Source organism: Pseudarthrobacter sp. NPDC092439 (assembly GCF_044754945.1).
In the GTDB taxonomy this organism is placed as follows: Bacteria; Actinomycetota; Actinomycetes; order Actinomycetales; family Micrococcaceae; genus Arthrobacter.
This window is the reverse complement of sequence record NZ_JBIVQB010000001.1, coordinates 904,441-920,809: the sequence shown is the minus strand read 5'-3', so window position 1 is coordinate 920,809 and position 16,369 is coordinate 904,441. Positions and strand designations below refer to the sequence as shown.

General features: G+C 68.3%; 16 protein-coding genes and 1 riboswitch. Of the genes, 7 read left to right on the top strand and 9 right to left on the bottom strand.

What is annotated here, in order from left to right; all coding sequences use genetic code 11:
* Positions 1-11: 11 nt before the first annotated feature.
* Entirely contained in the window at positions 12-644 is a 633-nt protein-coding gene (locus ACIQCM_RS04265) for an O-methyltransferase (protein ID WP_400603150.1), read from the bottom strand.
* A gap of 229 nt (positions 645-873) precedes the next feature.
* On the opposite strand from ACIQCM_RS04265, the gene sigE reads away from it, so the two are divergent.
* The 3 genes from sigE to ACIQCM_RS04250 all read left to right on the top strand — a co-directional run bounded on the left by sigE (position 874) and on the right by ACIQCM_RS04250 (position 2,798).
* Positions 874-1,488, top strand: coding sequence for an RNA polymerase sigma factor SigE (gene sigE, locus ACIQCM_RS04260; protein WP_400603151.1), 615 nt, complete (start codon positions 874-876; stop codon positions 1,486-1,488).
* A 7-nt stretch (positions 1,489-1,495) separates the two neighbouring features.
* On the top strand, positions 1,496-2,332 hold the full coding sequence (locus ACIQCM_RS04255; protein ID WP_400603152.1) for an anti-sigma factor: 837 nt from the start codon (positions 1,496-1,498) through the stop codon (positions 2,330-2,332).
* A 64-nt stretch (positions 2,333-2,396) separates the two neighbouring features.
* The gene (locus ACIQCM_RS04250) at positions 2,397-2,798 is read left to right on the top strand and encodes a Sec-independent protein translocase TatB (RefSeq protein WP_400603153.1); all 402 of its coding nucleotides are present in this window, start codon (positions 2,397-2,399) and stop codon (positions 2,796-2,798) included.
* Between the two features lie 13 nt (positions 2,799-2,811).
* On the opposite strand, the gene ACIQCM_RS04245 is transcribed toward ACIQCM_RS04250, so the two are convergent.
* From ACIQCM_RS04245 to ACIQCM_RS04235, 3 genes are read right to left on the bottom strand one after another with little or no spacing between them, the layout of a single operon-like run.
* Positions 2,812-3,963: an Mrp/NBP35 family ATP-binding protein gene (locus ACIQCM_RS04245; protein ID WP_400603154.1), complete on the bottom strand. Its 1,152-nt coding sequence runs from the start codon at positions 3,961-3,963 to the stop codon at positions 2,812-2,814.
* Between the two features lie 57 nt (positions 3,964-4,020).
* On the bottom strand, positions 4,021-4,719 hold the full coding sequence (locus ACIQCM_RS04240; RefSeq protein ID WP_400603155.1) for a DUF1003 domain-containing protein: 699 nt from the start codon (positions 4,717-4,719) through the stop codon (positions 4,021-4,023).
* On the bottom strand, positions 4,703-5,986 hold the full coding sequence (locus tag ACIQCM_RS04235; RefSeq protein ID WP_400603156.1) for a magnesium transporter MgtE N-terminal domain-containing protein: 1,284 nt from the start codon (positions 5,984-5,986) through the stop codon (positions 4,703-4,705). The genes ACIQCM_RS04240 and ACIQCM_RS04235 overlap by 17 nt, the downstream gene beginning before the upstream one ends.
* A gap of 77 nt (positions 5,987-6,063) precedes the next feature.
* Between ACIQCM_RS04235 and ACIQCM_RS04230 the strand changes: the two genes are divergently transcribed.
* Positions 6,064-6,972: a general stress protein gene (locus ACIQCM_RS04230; RefSeq protein WP_400603157.1), complete on the top strand. Its 909-nt coding sequence runs from the start codon at positions 6,064-6,066 to the stop codon at positions 6,970-6,972.
* 74 nt (positions 6,973-7,046) lie between these two features.
* On the opposite strand, the gene ACIQCM_RS04225 is transcribed toward ACIQCM_RS04230, so the two are convergent.
* Positions 7,047-8,624: an aminopeptidase P family protein gene (locus ACIQCM_RS04225; protein ID WP_400603158.1), complete on the bottom strand. Its 1,578-nt coding sequence runs from the start codon at positions 8,622-8,624 to the stop codon at positions 7,047-7,049.
* 94 nt (positions 8,625-8,718) lie between these two features.
* Between ACIQCM_RS04225 and ACIQCM_RS04220 the strand changes: the two genes are divergently transcribed.
* On the top strand, positions 8,719-9,588 hold the full coding sequence (locus tag ACIQCM_RS04220) for a PHP domain-containing protein (protein ID WP_400603159.1): 870 nt from the start codon (positions 8,719-8,721) through the stop codon (positions 9,586-9,588).
* Positions 9,589-9,631: 43 nt separating this feature from the next.
* Here ACIQCM_RS04220 and ACIQCM_RS04215 read toward each other — a convergent pair whose 3' ends face one another.
* The 4 genes from ACIQCM_RS04215 to thiE form a co-directional block, all read right to left on the bottom strand.
* On the bottom strand, positions 9,632-10,504 hold the full coding sequence (locus tag ACIQCM_RS04215; protein ID WP_400603160.1) for a DNA-methyltransferase: 873 nt from the start codon (positions 10,502-10,504) through the stop codon (positions 9,632-9,634).
* Positions 10,505-10,512: 8 nt separating this feature from the next.
* On the bottom strand, positions 10,513-12,198 hold the full coding sequence (locus ACIQCM_RS04210) for a DEAD/DEAH box helicase (RefSeq protein WP_400603161.1): 1,686 nt from the start codon (positions 12,196-12,198) through the stop codon (positions 10,513-10,515).
* Between the two features lie 257 nt (positions 12,199-12,455).
* Positions 12,456-13,979, bottom strand: coding sequence for an RNB domain-containing ribonuclease (locus ACIQCM_RS04205; protein ID WP_400603162.1), 1,524 nt, complete (start codon positions 13,977-13,979; stop codon positions 12,456-12,458).
* A 45-nt stretch (positions 13,980-14,024) separates the two neighbouring features.
* Positions 14,025-14,687, bottom strand: a complete 663-nt coding sequence (thiE, locus tag ACIQCM_RS04200) for a thiamine phosphate synthase (RefSeq protein ID WP_400603163.1) — start codon at positions 14,685-14,687, stop codon at positions 14,025-14,027.
* A 27-nt stretch (positions 14,688-14,714) separates the two neighbouring features.
* A riboswitch (TPP riboswitch) is annotated at positions 14,715-14,834 on the top strand.
* Between thiE and thiO the strand changes: the two genes are divergently transcribed.
* Positions 14,827-16,134, top strand: coding sequence for a glycine oxidase ThiO (gene thiO, locus ACIQCM_RS04195; protein WP_400603164.1), 1,308 nt, complete (start codon positions 14,827-14,829; stop codon positions 16,132-16,134). Its footprint overlaps the riboswitch before it by 8 nt.
* A complete protein-coding gene (gene thiS, locus ACIQCM_RS04190) occupies positions 16,131-16,367 on the top strand; it encodes a sulfur carrier protein ThiS (protein WP_400603165.1) in 237 nt (78 codons plus the stop codon). The genes thiO and thiS overlap by 4 nt, the downstream gene beginning before the upstream one ends.
* Positions 16,368-16,369: the final 2 nt, after the last annotated feature.

The window sequence follows — 16,369 nt, the reverse complement described above, 5'->3', positions numbered from 1 at the left end:
CTGTTTCCAGGCTACTTCTTGACGGCCACCAGCAGCCCGTCGCCGGTAGGAAGCATGGCCGACGCCAGCCGCTCGTCGTCCCGGATGGCCTTTCCTACCTGGCGCAGCACCACGGTGTTCGGCTCACGGCCTGCGGGGTTGGCCACCCGGTCCTTGTCGAGGGCGTCGTTGATAATCAACATGCCGGAGCGTTTGAGCAGCCGGATGGCCTGCTCCACATAGCCGGGAACACCCGGCTTGTCCGCGTCGATAAACACCAGATCGTAGGCGCCGTCCGTGAGGCGGGGCAGCACATCGCCGGCCCGGCCGGAGATGGTGCGGGTCCGGTTGGCGGGGCTCCCGGCCTCCGCATACGCTTCCCGGGCGGCCTTCAGGTGCTCTACGTCAACGTCGATAGTGGTCAGGACCGCCTGCTGGCCAAGGCCGCGCAGGAGGCAGACGCCGGAAACGCCGGCGCCGGTGCCGATTTCGACGGCGGTCTGGGCTTTCGACGCCGCCGCGAGGACGGTGAGGACCGCACCCACGCCGGGGCTGACGGCGTTGACGCCCAGTTCGAAGGACCGTTCCCGGGCGCGCAGCATGACCTCATCCTCAGCGGGCAGATTCTCTGCGAAGGACCAGCTGGTGGATTTGTCGGCGCTCATGGGAATTCGCTTTCTGGGCGGCAGGGGAATGTCTCCTACAGCCTACTGGTTCCGGCCGTGGACCCTCGGACCTGCAGGGTGTCCCGGCGGCGGCGCGGTGCCTGCTGCGGTCAGGAAATTCCCAGCCAGGTTTGACATGATGAATATCCGCACATCCAAAAGGTGGCCGGCGCCGAATCAGAGATGTCAACAGTATCCGGGCGAAAGCATTCCACGAGGGGAGTGGACGATGTCATCATCAGTTGTGGCACCTGTCCCTGCAGTAAACCAACATGAAACCGAGTGGGTCCGTCCCACTTGGGAGGAAGTGGTGACCAACCACTCCGCCAAGGTCTACCGGCTCGCCTACCGCCTCACCGGCAACAAGTACGACGCCGAGGACCTCACCCAGGAGGTTTTCGTCCGGGTGTTCCGCTCCCTGGAGAACTTCAAGCCCGGCACGCTGGACGGCTGGCTGCACCGCATCACCACCAACCTGTTCCTGGACCAGGCCCGACGCAGGACGCGCATCCGGTTCGATGCACTCGCCGAGGACGCCGAGTCCCGCCTGCCCGGCCGCGAACCCGGCCCCGAACTGAGCTTCGAGCTGAACAACCTGGACCTCGACGTGCAGGCAGCGCTGGAGGAGCTCCCCCCGGACTTCCGTGCCGCCGTCGTACTTTGCGATCTTGAAGGGCTCTCCTATGACGAGGTGGCGGAAGCCCTGGACGTGAAGCTGGGCACGGTCCGCTCCCGCATCCACCGGGGGCGCACCATGCTCCGGGAGAAGCTGGCGCACCGTGATCCGCGTCCACAGCAGGCCCGCCGCAAGCTCTCGATGCCGCGCATCGCCGGCATCCTCTGAACGGCGCATGAAGCCCGGTTTCCCCTTCGGCAGGCACCAGCGCACCAGCAGCCACCTGTCGGCATGCGCTGACTGTGCGGCTGCCCTGCACCGCGAACGGCAGTACCTCGAACGGCTGCGCCAGGCACCCATCCCGCCCGCCAGCCATGACCTGACCGCGCGCCTGCTGGAGCGGACCCACGAACTCGCCGCGGAACCCAGGAAGCGCGCCCGGCCACAGCGCCCGGTGGTCCGCGTCCTTGCCATCGCCGCCGGGGGCACCGTGGCGGCGTCGGGCCTCCTGGCCGCGGGTGCGTTCGTCATGGCGGGAGAACCGCCCGCCGATGAGTCCGCAACTGCAGCGCTGTCCCACGCCTCCGCGCAGACGCCCGCCGACGGACGGACGCTCAGCGCCGTCGAGTTATCCCGGCTGCGCTCTGACGGCTGGGCCTGCCCGGACCTGGCAGCCATGGGCTTTCACGTGGAGTCCGCCCGGGCAGTCATCGTTGACGGCCGCCCCGCGGTGGAACTGCGCCTGAGCGACGGCTCGCACTATGCCGCGATCACCGAGCAGCGCGGCCCCGGGCCGGGCGGCCAGGCAACTGCCAGGCTGCATGTGCTGGACTCCTCACCGTGGACCGCCACCTACCGTGCGGACGGCCGGACGTTTACCTACGAGTCGGACCTTCCGGCGGACCGCGCGGATGACGCCGTGCCCATCCTCAGGGTCATGGATGCCCGGGCTTCAGGCGGTGCCGGGGCGGCTTCGGATGCGTCCCCCGGCGGCCCGGGGGAGGACTCCCTGGGTGCCCGGCTGCAGCGCGGAATGGCGAAGGTCTCGGCACTCCTGGCACCCGCCCGCTAGGCTGCCGGCAGCCGCCCGGCAATCGAATCGCCGCCCGGTGCCCGGAGAGGGTAATCTTCCTAGGGTGTTTGGAATCAACGGCCCGGAGTTCATCCTCCTGCTGCTCATCGGCATCCTGGTGATCGGCCCCCAGCGGCTGCCCGAATATACCCAGAAGCTGGCGAACGTGGTCAAGGAAGTCCGGCGCATGGCCTCCGGCGCGCGGGAGCAGATCAAGGACGAGGTCGGCATCGACATCGATGACGTCGACTGGAAGAAGTACGATCCGCGCCAGTACGATCCCCGCCGCATCATCAAGGAAGCACTGCTCGAGGACGATTCCAAGCCCATGAGCGCAGGCGCGCCTGCCGCGGTGGCGGCTGCCTCCGGTGTGGCAGCCGCCGAGGCCGCGTCCCGGCGGCCTGAACGCGTGGTCCAGCGGCTGGCAGCCGGGGAAGCAGCGCCCTTCGACACCGAAGCAACCTGAACGGTTCCGCGCGTCAGCGCGGCTGGACCCCCAGGTTCAGCCCCGCCAGGCCGCGCGGCCGAGCGGCCAGCCGGCCCGCAATCCCGGTCAGGGCTGCGGCGGCGGGAGTCGCAGGCTGCCCCAGCACAATCGGGACGCCGGCGTCGCCCCCTTCACGCAACTGGATGTCCAGCGGGATCTGGCCCAGCAGCGGCACGTCGGTACCCACCATCCCGGCCAGCCGCGAGGCGAGCACGGCGCCGCCGCCGCTGCCGAACAATTCCATCCTGCCGCCGTCGGGCATTTCCAGGTAGGACATGTTCTCCACCACCCCGGCGATCTTCTGGCCCGTCTGGGTGGCGATCGCACCGGCACGCTCCGCGACATCCGCAGCCGCGGCCTGCGGGGTGGTGACCACCAATATTTCAGCCTTGGGCAGGAGCTGCGCCACGGAAATCGCTATGTCCCCCGTCCCGGGCGGCAGGTCCAGGAAGAGCGCATCAAGGTCGCCGAAGTAGACGTCCGTCAGGAACTGTTCCAGTGCCCGGTGGAGCATGGGACCGCGCCAGGCGACCGGCTGGTTCCCGCTGACGAACATGCCGATGGAGATGACCTTGACCCCGTAGGCGACCGGCGGCAGGATCATGTCGTCCACCCGGGTAGGGGCGTTGGTGATGCCCATCAGGGCGGGCACGGAAAAGCCGTAGACGTCCGCATCCACGATTCCCACCCGGAGGCCCTGCGCTGCCAGCGCGCACGCGAGGTTCACGGTGACCGACGATTTGCCCACGCCGCCCTTGCCGCTGGCGACGGCAAAGACCTTGGTCAGGGATCCGGGTGCGTTGAACGGGATGCCGCGCTGTCCCCCCGGGCCCCGCAGCTGCTCCTTGAGGGCGTCCCGCTGGGCCTGGCTCATCACCTTCAGTTCAACGTCGACGGCGGTCACGCCCGGTACCGCGGACAGCGCCTTTCCGGCATCGGCGGTGATGGTGTCCTTGAGCGGGCAGCCGGCAATGGTGAGCAGGACAGCGACGGAGACGCGGCCGTCGGCGGAGATTGAGACCGACTCCACCATGCCGAGTTCCGTGATCGGTTTGCGGAGCTCGGGGTCGATCACTGTGGCCAGCGCGGCCTGGACCGCCAGGCTGATGGCCTCGGAAGGGGCGGGATCCACGGAGGAGCTCATGGGGTTCGCGGCTCGGCTTTCACGGTGTGGACGCGGCGGATTGCGCAGCGTGCGGAATTAACGGTCTTGGGCGGAATGTCCGGGTTTGACCCGTGGAATCTGCTGCGTGCGCGGCTGGCGCTGCCGGTCCCGCTGCTCCTTGAGCTTTTCCCTGACCTTGTCCTTGGGGGACTCGTGCGAGCCGGGGCCGGAGGGATCGTGCGTCCGGAGTTCCTCCTGCGCCTCCAGCATGTCCTCAAGGAGGGAACGCAGCTCAGCCCGCACGTAGTCGCGGGTAGCAACCTCGCGGAGGGCGATGCGCAGTGATGCCAGTTCGCGGGTCAGGTACTCGGTGTCCGAGAGGTTCCGTTCAGCGCGCTGCCGGTCCTGCTGGAGTGAGACGCGGTCCCGGTCATCCTGCCGGTTCTGGGCCAACAGCAGCAGCGGGGCGGCGTAGGAGGCCTGCAGGGACAACATCAGGGTCAGCAGGGTGAAACCCAGGTCACGGGAGTCGAACTGCCATTCCAGAGGCGCCCAGGTATTCCAGGCCAGCCAGAAGATGCAGAATACCGTCATGTAGACCAGGAACTGCGGGGTGCCCATAAAACGGGCGAAGCCTTCAGTGGCGTGGCCGAACGCATCCGGGTCCGGGGAGAACTTGGGCAACAGCCGCTGACGGCCAGCCAGCGGAGTGTCCAGGCTGCCCTTGCCTGAAGCGCGGGAGTGCGGCCGCTGGTTCGGGTTCTTGGGAGCGCTGTTGTCAGCCAATGCGGCCACCGAGCTTTCTTATCGGGGCTTCGCCATCATGGGCGCGCCAGTCATCCGGCAACAGGTGGTCCAGGACGTCATCAACAGTCACCGCCCCCACCAGCCGGCCGGCGTCATTGACCACGGGCAAGGAGTTCAGGTTGTACGTGGCCAGGGTGCGGGCCACTTCGCTGATGTGGGCCTGGTCCGAGAGCGGTTCCAGGTTCTTATCCACCAGGTTGCCCAGCGGTTCGAACGGCGGGAAGCGGAGCAGCTGCTGAATGTGGACCACACCCAGGAACCTGCCCGTGGGGGTTTCCAGCGGGGGCCTGGCGATGAAGATGGAGGAGGCCAATGCCGGGGACAGTTCCTCGCGGCGGACGTGGGCCAAAGCCTCGGCCACGGTGGCCTCCGGCGGCAGGATCACCGGTACGGGCGTCATGAGGCCGCCGGCGGTGTCCTCGTCGTACTCCAGGAGGCGGCGGACGTCCTCGGCGCCTTCAGGCTCCATCAGCTGGAGCAGCTCCTCCGCCTGGGCAGAGGGGAGCTCGCCCAGGAGGTCTGCGGCGTCGTCCGGATCCATTTCCTCGAGCACGTCAGCGGCGCGCTGGACGTCCAAGGCGGAGAGGATCTCCACCTGGTCGTCTTCGGGGAGTTCCTGCAGGACGTCCGCCAGGCGTTCGTCCTGCAGTTCGCTGGCCACCTCGAACCGGCGTTTGTCGCTCATCTCCTGGAGCGCTTCGGCGAAGTCCGCAGGCTTCAGGTCCTCATGGTTCGCCACGAACTGGGTGGCGGCCTGCGGCTCCGTGCGCGGCCCCTGGAGGGCGTCAGCCCAGTCGATGATCAGCGTCTCGTTGCGGCGCAGCCGGCTCAGGGGAGACAGGGAGTGGCCGCGGCGGACGAACAGCTTGCTCACGAACCAGTCGCGCGAACGGTGCTGGTCCATCGCGAGGTCCTCGATGGTGGCATCGCCGCTGCCGTCGCGCAGGGTGACCCGGCGGTCGAACATCTCGGCCACCACCAGGGTTTCCGCGCCGCGCTGTTCAAACCGGCGCAGGTTGACCAGGCCGGTGCAAATGATCTGCGTCTGGTCGATGGAGGTAATCCGCGTCATGGGGACGAACACGCGCTTCTTGCCGGGAACTTCCACCACGATGCCGACGACGTGCGGCGCTCCCTGGGCCCCGCGGGAGAGCACAACCACGTCCCGAAGGCGGCCCAGCCGGTCACCCAGGGGGTCGAAGACGTCCAGGCCCAGGAGCCGGGCCACGAAGACGCGTGTGGGAGTTGTGCTCATTCCTACAGGCTACCGAGTCTGCTCTCTTTTAGCTGAATTTACAGGCAGCACACATCCCCATGGGCAAGAATGGAACCATGGCAAACATTTTTGGTGCTCCCAAGGCCGGCGGCCCCGGCGGCATGGACGACGCCCGGGCGGTTCCCACCGGCGATACGGTGGGTTCGTACAATTCCTACCTTGATGCCCAAAAGGCCGTGGACTACCTCGCGGACCAGCAGTTCCCGGTTCACATGGTTTCCATCGTGGGCAACGAACTAAAGATGGTCGAGCGCGTCACGGGGCGGCTGAGCTACCCCCGCGTCGCCCTGTCCGGGGCCTTGAGCGGCATGTGGTTCGGTCTCTTCGTGGGCGTCCTGCTGTCCTTCTTCGCACCGTCTCCCGGCTACTTCTCCATCCTGACCTCGGTGCTCATGGGTGCGGCCTTCTTCATGCTGTTCGGAATCGTCACCTACGCCATGCAGCGCGGCAAGCGCGACTTCACGTCCACCAGCCAGGTGGTGGCCACCAGTTATGACGTCATCGTTTCCCCGGAGGCGGCGCACGAGGCCCGCCGCCTCCTGCAGCAGCTGCCCATGAACCGCTCGGACGCCGCGTTCCAGCAGGGCGGGCACCAGAACCAGCCGTACCAGCCGTACGGCCACCCGGATCCGCGGCAGCAGCCCGGACCGTACCAGCAGCCCGGACCGTACCAGCAGGGCCCCCAGCAGGGCCCGGTCCGGCCCTCGGGCTGGAACGACCCCTATGGCCAGCGCCAGCAGCCGGAACCGCCGGCGCTGCAGCAGCCACAGCCGCAGAACGACGGCGGCGCGCAGCAGCAGCAGCCTTCTGCACCTGCGCGGAAGGTCAGGTTCCCGGACCTTCCGGACGGACGTCCCCAGTACGGGATCAGGCTGCCGCAGCACGCCGAACCCGGCAAGGCAGGCGACGAGCAGCCCGGGCAGGAGCCCGCTCCAACCAAGCCTGAAGACGAACCCCGCCCCTAACCCCCGGTCCCCGGAGTTTCTGTCCATTTGGAATGGCTGTCTTACGGCCTCCAAATGGACAAAAACTGCACCGGTCAGGCGGTTTCGGCCTCGCGGTAGATTCCGGCCATCCAGTCCTCCACGTCCTGGGCTTCACGGGGGAGGGCCGCACTGAGGTTGACCGGTCCGTCTGCGGTCATGAGGATGTCGTCCTCAATCCTGATGCCGATGCCGCGGTACTCCTCCGGGATCGCCAGGTCCTCCCGCTTGAAGTACAGGCCCGGCTCGATCGTGAACACCATTCCCGCGGTGAGGATTCCGTCGAGGTAGAGTTCGCGCTTCGCCTGCGCGCAGTCGTGGACGTCCAGGCCCAGGTGGTGGCTGGTGCCGTGCGGCATCCAGCGCCGGTGCTGCTGGCCCTCGGGGCTGACGGCTTCCTCGACGCTTACCGGCAGGAGGCCCCATTCAGCCAGCCGTTCCGCCAGCACGGTGGTTGCCGCGGTGTGGATGTCCCGGAAGCGGGCGCCGGGCTGCGCGGCGGCGAAGCCGGCGTCGGCCGCTTCGAGGACCGCCTCATAAACCTTGCGCTGGATGTCCGAGAATACTCCGTTGGCAGGGATGGTCCGGGTGATATCGGCGGTGTACAGCGAGTCCACCTCCACGCCGGCATCGAGCAGCAGCAGTTCGCCGGCGTTGATCCTGCCGGTGTTGCGGGTCCAGTGCAGCACCGTGGCGTTGTTGCCGGAGGCGGCGATGGTGTCATATCCCAGCTCATTGCCCACTTCGCGCGCGCGGGCAAAGAAGGCGCCTTCGACGACGCGCTCGCCCCGGCTGTGGGTGAGTGCCCGCGGCAGGGACCGCACAACTTCCTCGAAACCTTCCACGGTGGCGGAAACGGCGAGCTTCATCTGCTCGATTTCCCACTCATCCTTGATCAGACGCAGTTCGGACAGGGCTTCGCTGAGCTTTTCGTCCAGGGCGTCGAACACCCCGAAATCCAGGTTGTCCGGGTCCTTGGCGGTGTTGTAACGGGCTGTGTCCACCAGGGCGTCGATGTTTTCGTCCACCTTGCGCACCAGGCGGACCGGGATGCCGCCGATTTCCGGCGCTCCGACGTCCTTGGTGATGGCCGTTTCCAGCTGGTCGATGTGCGCCGTCTTCAGGCCCAGCCGGGCTGCGAACCCGGCGAGCGTGGGGCGGGCACCGATCCAGAACTCACCGGACCGGGAGTCGGCGTAGAACTGCTCCGTGTCCCGGCCGGCAAGGGGCCGGAAGTACAGCGTGGCACTGTGGTGCGCGCCGCCGTCGCCCGTGCCTTCTGCCACGGGGTCCAAAATCAGGACTGCGTCCGGTTCATGGTCCAGGCCCAGGCCTGTGAGGTGTGCGAAAGCGGAGTGAGGCCGGAAGCGGTAGTCGCAGTCATTGGAGCGGACCTTCAGCGGACCGGCGGGGATGACCAGGCGTTCGCCCTTGAACTGGGCGGAAATGGCGGTGCGGCGGTTCGCGGCATGTGCGGCAACGGCGTCGCGCGCAGGCAGCTCCTGGCCGGACGGGGCCCAGTTGCTGGCCATGAAAGCCTTGAACGCATCGGAACTGGGCCGTTGCGAGCGGTTGTTGACGCGCTCATCCAGCGGCTGGGAGGCAGGGGCGGGAGTGTTTTCGGGATGGTTCACGGCACCATCGTCTCACCAGCTCCACGGCGAATGCGAACAACGGCGTGGACAGCGCTTGCGTCCGTGCGGGGGAGGGGTCAACTAGGCTGGACAGGTGAGGATCGACCTGCATGCCCACTCCAATGTCTCCGACGGTACGGAGAAACCCGCCGACGTCATGGCCTCCGCTGCCCGGGCCGGCCTGGATGTGGTGGCACTGACCGACCACGACTCCACGGACGGCTGGGCGGAGGCAACCGCCGCCGTGCAGGAGTCTGGCGTTGCTCTGGTACCGGGCATGGAAGTTTCCTGCAGGACGGAAGAGGGCATCAGTGTGCACCTCCTGAGCTACCTGCACGACCCGCAGCACCCGGGCCTGCTCGAGGAAATCACCAAGGCCAAGGACGCGCGGCACACCCGCGCGGAGCGGATGGTCACCCTGCTCGCGGAGGACTATCCGCTGACCTGGGACGACGTCATCCACCATGTCGCCCCGGGCGCTACCCTCGGCCGCCCGCACATCGCGGATGCGCTGGTCGCTGCGGGCGTGGTGGAGGACCGCTCGGAAGCCTTCGCCTCGATCCTGACCTCCAGGTCCCGCTACTTCATCCAGCACTACGCTCCCGACCCCGCCACTGCCGTCGAACTTGTGCGGGCTGCGGGGGGCGTTCCGGTTTTCGCCCATCCCGTGGCGTCTTCCCGGGGACGCATCGTGGGGGAGCGCGTCTACCAGGAGATGATCGACGCCGGCCTGGCGGGCCTGGAGATTGACCACCGGGACAACCCGGAGGAGGGCCGGGAGTACCTGCGCCGGCTCGCGGCCCGGCATGGTCTCCTGGTCACCGGCTCCTCCGACTACCACGGGACCGGTAAGCCAAACCTGCTCGGCGAGAACCTGACTGCACCGGAGGTGCTGGCGAGGATCGAGGAATTGGGGACCGGGACCACCGTCGTCCGCCCCGGCCCCGCCCTCCCGACCGGGTAGCGCGAAGCGTCCTTCCAGGGCCCGAAAGGGCACCAGGCGCTGCCTACCTGGGCGGGAAAGCGGCTACTGTGGCGTGCGCCCCGAGGCGCTTGGCCATGATCTCGATGGCCGGCTGGTTCTGGTCCACGCACACGAACTTCCGCCCCAGTTTGCCGGCCACGGCGCCCAGTGTCCCGGAGCCTGCGAAGAAGTCCAGGCACCAGTCCCCGGGCCGGCTGGACGCAGCCACCACGCGGCGGACCAGCCCCTCCGGCTTCTGCGTGGGATAGCCGGTTTTTTCCTTGCCCGTCGGAGAGACGATGGTGTGCCACCACACGTCCGTGGGAAGTTTTCCCAACTCGCGTTTGGCGGGTGTCACCAGGCCGGGAGCCATGTACGGTTCCCTGTCCACTTCGGCGCTGTCGAAATGGTACTTGGCCGGGTTCTTTACGTAGACAAGGATGTTGTCGTGCTTGGTGGGCCAGCGGTTCCTGGCACGCGCGCCGTAATCGTAGGCCCAGATGATCTCGTTCAGGAAGCACTCCCGGCCGAAGATCGCATCCAGCATGACCTTGGCGTAGTGGACCTCGCGGTAGTCCAGGTGCAGGTACAGCGTGCCGTCGTCGGCCAGCAGGCGCCAGGCCTCCACGAGCCGCGGTTCCAGGAAGGACCAGTAGTCGCTGAACGCGTCGTCGTAGCGGTGCAGCGCGCCCTTGATGGTGTCATAGGAGCGGCCCTTGAAGCCTACGCGGTCCCCGCTGCCACCGGAGTTGGCCACCATCCGGGTCTCCTGGCGGCGCTGCACCCGGCCCGTGTTGAACGGCGGGTCCACATAAATAAGGGTGAAGGCGCCGTCCGGCAGCGTGGGGAGGTAGTCCGCGTTGTCCGCGTGTACCACCAGGCTGCCGCCGTCCGGCGCCCAAACAGCGTCAGTCATCGACGCTGTTAGCCCTCGGCGCCAGGCTGCATGCCCTTGTCGCCGGCCACCACTTCGCCGTTGCGGCGGCGGGTGCGCGTCCGGGTGCGGCGGGCACGGGACGGCTGGGCATCCTCGGAGCGGGGCGCCTGCGCGCCGTTGTCAGCTGCTTCCACGGCATCGGAGGTGCGACGGCGGCGCTCACCGGAGCGGCCCGCCCCTTCGGTGCCGCGGGACTCACCGCTGCGTGCCGGGCGGCCACGGCCACCACGGGTGCGCTCACGGTCGCGGTCACGGGGTGCGCCGGAGTCGCGGCCGCCGCGGCCGTTCTTCTTGCCGGTTTCGCCGAGGTCCTCCAGGACTTCTGCGTCCACGCCGGCCAGGGTGCGCTTATCGCGGGGCAGGCGGCCCTTGGTGCCCTCGGGAATGTCAAGGTCCGTGTACAGGTGTGGCGAGGAGGAGTAGGTTTCCACCGGTTCGGGCACGTTCAGGCCCAGGGCCTTGTTGATCAGCGCCCAGCGGGGGACGTCGTCCCAGTCCACGAAGGTGACGGCCGTGCCCTTGTTTCCGGCGCGGCCGGTGCGGCCCACACGGTGCAGGTAGATCTTCTCGTCTTCAACGCACTGGTAGTTGATCACGTGGGTAACGTCCTCAACGTCGATGCCGCGGGCGGCCACGTCCGTGGCCACCAGGACGTCCACCTTGTTGTTGCGGAAGGCACGCAGGGCCTGCTCGCGGGCGCCCTGGCCCAGGTCGCCGTGGATGGCGGCAGCGGCGAACCCGCGGTCCACCAGCTCCTCGGACACCTTCGCGGCCGTCCGCTTGGTCTTGGTGAAGATGATGGTGCGGCCGCGGCCCCTGGCCTGCAGGATCCGGGCCACTACCTCGATCTTGTCCATGCTGTGTGCACGGTAGATCAGCTGGCGGATGTCGCGCTTGGTCAGGCCCTCGTCGTCGGGGTCGGCGGCACGGATGTGCGTGGGCTGCGTCATGTACCGGCGGGCCATGGCGATCACCGGTCCGGGCATCGTGGCGGAGAACAGCAGCGTCTGGCGTACTGCCGGGGTGCCGGCGATGATGGTCTCCACATCCGGCAGGAAGCCGAGGTCCAGCATCTCGTCTGCCTCGTCCAGGACCACGATCCGCACGTTCTTCAGGCTCAGGTGCTTCTGCCGGTACAGGTCGATCAGGCGGCCCGGGGTGCCGACGACGACCTCGACGCCGTTCTTCAGCGCTTCCACCTGCGGCTCGTAGGCGCGGCCACCATAGATCGTTGCGATGCGGGCATTGCGCTTGCTGGAGGCGGTCTGCAGGTCATTGGCCACCTGGACGGCAAGTTCGCGCGTGGGGACGATGACCAGGGCCTGCGGGGCGCCCGGAACAGCCAGCTTGTCGTAGCCGGGATCGTCCTGTCCCACAACGCGCTGGAGGGCCGGGATACCGAAGCCGAGGGTCTTGCCGGTACCGGTCTTGGCCTGGCCGATGATGTCGTGGCCGGAGAGCGCCACGGGCAGGGTCATGGCCTGGATGGGGAAGGGATGCGTGATCCCGGCGTCAGCCAGGGATGCGACGATGTCGTCCCGGACGTTGAAGTCGGCGAAGGACTTCTCCTCGATCTCGTGCGGTTTCTCGTCCGAGATGATGGTCTCTTCCGGCTCGATGGTTTCGGTGCCGGACTCGTCCGTCAAGAGCTGGTGGGTGTGCAATTCACTCACGTGGAGTTTCCTTATTCATTTGGGCAATGGCGCTGCCTGCTCAACGGTTCCGCCGGGGGCGGGGCCGGAGCACGCTCAGGCGCACAAGCAAGTCCAGTGGAAGCCGATCGCGGGCTATCTAATGCCGGCACTGGGGACCGGCGGGTGTATCTCAAGATCGCGTAGGGGCGGGCTTGTTGGTTTCAAAAAGGAAATCAACGACCGGGCATCCATTTCTACAGGCACCAGTCTAGCCGTAAACGCCCGGAACCCCGGATTTAGCCGTGTTCCCTGGTGGCGGACTCCTGGCGGACGAGTTCGAAATGCACGTGGCGCGCAGCGATGTCCGAGGAAACCAGACGGACCCGGACCTTGGTGCCCGGTTTGAGCTCCCCGGCGCAGCGCGCCGTCACCGCCGGCTCCGCGATCTGGATAATGCCGGAGGTGCCGTTGCCGTTGCCGTTTTTCCCGTTCCCGTCCCTGCCGTTGGACGTCCCGCCGTTGTCTTTGGGCGGCCGGGACCCTGAAATGACAATGGCGTCAAATTCCTGCCCCACATGGTTGACCAGCAGGGCGGCTTCCACGGTGTCCAGCGCCATGCGCTCCATCCGGCTGGCCAGCTGGTCGGAGCCCGCCATTATTCCTGGCAGGAGCGGCAGCGCCTCGCGGGCCCAGACCGGCACGCCGCCGCCGCTGCACAGCGCTTCACAGATCACCAGGACAAAACGGTCCACAAGGCGGCGCAGCGGAGCGGTGGTGTGCGCGTAGGACGCACCAATGGCCGACTGGATCGCATCCGCAGGGACAGTGCCGTCGAAAGCGGTGTAGGCGGCGCCGCGGAACAGCATCCCGGCCGAATGCAGAATGGCCAGTTGGCGCGGCTCCGTGGGGTCCAGGGTGCGGAGGTATTCGCCGTAGCTGATCTTCCCGTTCCAGGGCTTGCCCAGGACTTCGGTCTGGAGCCGGAAGTGGTCCAGGGAGCGGCTGTCCGGCGCAGGCATGGTGCGCAGGATCCCCACCTTACCGTCCAGCATGAGCCGGGCCGCGGCCATGCCGGTCATGAGGGAAATCTGTGCGTTCCAGTCCTCCACGGGAAGCTGCGGTGCGGCGGCAATCCGGTAGCCGCCGTCGGGAAGCTGGACGATTTCCTGGTCCGGCATGTTCAGGCTGGCGCCCCCGCGCTCACGCTCCAGCGCCACGCGCTTGAGGCCTACCTCTTTGAGCAGCTGGAGAACCGGCGGCGCCGTGCCCGCGTCGAGCTCCTTTTGGGCGCCCTTGTAGCTGAGCTTGTCGCGGCTGCGGATGCGTGCCCGCCGCACGTTGACGGCAGTGACTTCCGCGGCGCTGTTGAGCCGGAAGTCCCAGACAAACGCCGGGCAGTCCTGGTCCGGGAGCAGGCTGCCGGCGCCTTCGCTGATGACCTGCGGGTGCAGCGGAATCCGGCCGTCCGGCGCGTAAAAGGTCTGTCCGCGGCGCCGCGTTTCGGCGTCCAGCGGGCCTCCCGGCCGGACGAAAGCGGGCACGTCGGCGATGGCATACAGCACCCTGTAGCCGCCGCCGTCGGGTTCAATGAAGAGGGCCTGGTCCAGGTCCGTGGAGGATTCCGGGTCGATGGTGATGAATCCGACGTCCGTCAGGTCATAGTCCGGCATGTCCAGCGAGGCCACGGCCGCTTCGGCATCCGCCAGGACCTCCTGAGGGAATCCGGCAGGCAATTCCAGCTCGGTACGCAGCGCGCTCAACGCCTCCTCGAGCGCGTTCCTGTGCTCGTGGACATTGGGAGCCAACCGATGATGCGACACGAAAATCAGCCTAGCCCGAAACCCCCGGAACGAGGAACAGCCGGGCTAACCCGCGGCGTCGAGGGCGGCGAGCAGCGACGCAGCGGCTTCGGCCGGGTCCGGCGCCTCCGTGATGGCGCGGACCACCACGATCCGGCGGGCACCCGCAGCGGCCACCCGGTCCACGTTGCCGTGGTCGATTCCGCCGATGGCAAACCAGGGCAGGCCGGCCGGCGCCACGGATGCGGCGTGCCTGACCAGATCCAGTCCGACGGCGGCGCGCCCCGGCTTGGTGGGCGTGGCCCACAGTGGACCCACGCAGAAGTAGTCCAGGCCCGCCGGCCCCGGCGCCGCGGCCACCGCCGCGTCAACCTGGTCCGGCGAATGCGTGGAAAGCCCGATCGCGGCGCCGTCCAGGAGGCTGCGCGCTGCCTTGAGGGGAAGGTCCTTCTGCCCGATGTGGAAAACGGGCGCCCCGGAAAGGGACGCGATGTCCGCCCGGTCGTTGACGGCCCACAGCCGGCCGTGCCGGACGGCAGCCTCGCGCAGCACCTCGAGCAGCTCCAACTCCTCCGCGGCCTCCAGGGCCTTGTCCCGGAGCTGGATGATGTCCACGCCGCCGGTGAACGCGGCATCGACAAACCGGGCAAAATCGCCGTGGCCGCGGCGGGCATCGGTGCAAAGGTACAGGCGCGCGGACGCCAGGGCGGCAGCGGGGGACACATTCATGGCTGCAAGCCTAGTTCCTCTAAACTGGCCTCGTACTGCGGGAGCCTGCGGCAGCTGTCACAAAAGCGCCGGGCTGAGAGGGCGTCAGAGCCGACCGCTTGACCTGATCCGGCTAATACCGGCGTAGGGAAGGAACCATATGGGCAACCCCACCAGCGGATCCGGCGCGGCCGACGACGGCGTAATGCGTGCCGACGTGGCAGTCGTCGGAGGCGGGGTGATAGGCCACAGCATCGCGTGGGAGGCCCGCCGCTCCGGCCGATCCGTGGTGCTGGTGGATGATGCCCCCGGAACCGGCGCCAGCTGGGCGGCGGCCGGAATGCTCGCCCCCGTCAGCGAACTTCACTACCAGGAGGAAGCCCTCCTGGAGCTGATGCTGGAATCCTCCTCCCGGTGGCCCGGTTTCGCGGCCGCCCTCAAAACCGCCGCGGGCGCGGACCCCGGATACCTCGAGACGCCGACGCTCGCCGTCGGCGCGGACGCTGCGGACAGGCAGGCGCTGCTTGACCTTCGGGCCGTGCAGAAGGCCAACGGCCTCGACGTGGAGCCACTCACGGTCCGGGAGGCACGCCGCCGCGAACCGCTCCTGAGCCCATCGATCGCCTGCGCCCTGGACACCCCCGCCGACCACCAGGTGGATCCGCGGCAGCTGGTGGCCTGCCTCCGGCTGGCGCTCTCCCGGCACGCGGACGGAGAGGGAGGGGCAGGCACCAGGGTTGCCGGCGCCGTCCACGGTTACGCGGTAATGGCCAGGGCAGCGGGACTGGCGTGGGCGGACGACGTCGTGGCCGGAGTCCTGCTGGAAGGCGGCGGAAAGGTTCTTGCGCGGGAGACCGTGGTCGCCAACGGTCTGCACGCCGGAGCGCTGGGCGGGTTGCCCGAGGGCCTGGCGCTGCCGCTGCGCCCGGTGCACGGCGACATCCTGCGGCTCGCCGTGCCAACGCAACTCCGGCCGTTGGTGACGGCGACGGTACGGGGCCTGGTTCATGGCGTGCCGGTCTACCTGGTGCCGCGGCAGGACGGAACCGTGGTCATCGGCGCCACCCAGCGCGAAGACGCCCTGGGCGGGGCGGCCCGTCCGGAGGCCGGAGCGGCGCACGGTGCCGTCTCCGCCGGCGGGGTTCACCAGCTCCTTCGGGACGCGCAGACTCTGGTCCCCGCCGTCGCCGAACTGGAACTGCTCGAGTGCACCGCCCGGGCCCGCCCCGGAACCCCGGACAATGCGCCCCTGCTGGGCCGCGTACCGCTGCCCGACGCCGCCGGAGGATACGTCCCCGGGCTCGTCGTCGCCACTGGCTTCTTCCGCCACGGCGTCCTGCTGGCGCCGGCGGCCGCGGCCGTCTGCCGCGCCCTGCTGGACGGCACCCGTGACCCCCGCTGGGCGCCGTTCGACCCTGCCCGGTTTTCCGCAGCCGCATCACGCCACGACACCAAGGAGAGAGCATGAACATCATCCTGAACGGAAGCCCGCGCGCCGTGGCGGACGGCGCCTCCGTTGCTGCGCTGGTCAGCGACATCACCGGCCGGCCGCTGGCAGCAGACGGCCAGGCCGCCGACGGGCGCAAGCTTGGCGTGGCAGTGGCGCAGAACGCGCACGTGGTTCCGCGCAGCCAGTGGTCCGCTACGGCGCTCGCCGAGGGCGACGACGTTGAGCTCGTAACCGCAGTTCAGGGAGGCTGACA

Excerpts from the sequence above, each read along its gene's own strand:
- ACIQCM_RS04230 (WP_400603157.1), top strand. The coding sequence starts at position 6,064 with ATGGCAAACATTTTTGGTGCTCCCAAGGCCGGCGGCCCCGGCGGCATG.
- thiS (WP_400603165.1), top strand. The coding sequence starts at position 16,131 with ATGAACATCATCCTGAACGGAAGCCCGCGCGCCGTGGCGGACGGCGCC.
- ACIQCM_RS04265 (WP_400603150.1), bottom strand. The coding sequence starts at position 644 with ATGAGCGCCGACAAATCCACCAGCTGGTCCTTCGCAGAGAATCTGCCC.
- ACIQCM_RS04215 (WP_400603160.1), bottom strand. The coding sequence starts at position 10,504 with ATGACTGACGCTGTTTGGGCGCCGGACGGCGGCAGCCTGGTGGTACAC.
- ACIQCM_RS04235 (WP_400603156.1), bottom strand. The coding sequence starts at position 5,986 with ATGAGCACAACTCCCACACGCGTCTTCGTGGCCCGGCTCCTGGGCCTG.
- ACIQCM_RS04255 (WP_400603152.1), top strand. The coding sequence starts at position 1,496 with ATGAAGCCCGGTTTCCCCTTCGGCAGGCACCAGCGCACCAGCAGCCAC.
- ACIQCM_RS04245 (WP_400603154.1), bottom strand. The coding sequence starts at position 3,963 with ATGAGCTCCTCCGTGGATCCCGCCCCTTCCGAGGCCATCAGCCTGGCG.
- thiE (WP_400603163.1), bottom strand. The coding sequence starts at position 14,687 with ATGAATGTGTCCCCCGCTGCCGCCCTGGCGTCCGCGCGCCTGTACCTT.
- thiO (WP_400603164.1), top strand. The coding sequence starts at position 14,827 with ATGGGCAACCCCACCAGCGGATCCGGCGCGGCCGACGACGGCGTAATG.
- sigE (WP_400603151.1), top strand. The coding sequence starts at position 874 with ATGTCATCATCAGTTGTGGCACCTGTCCCTGCAGTAAACCAACATGAA.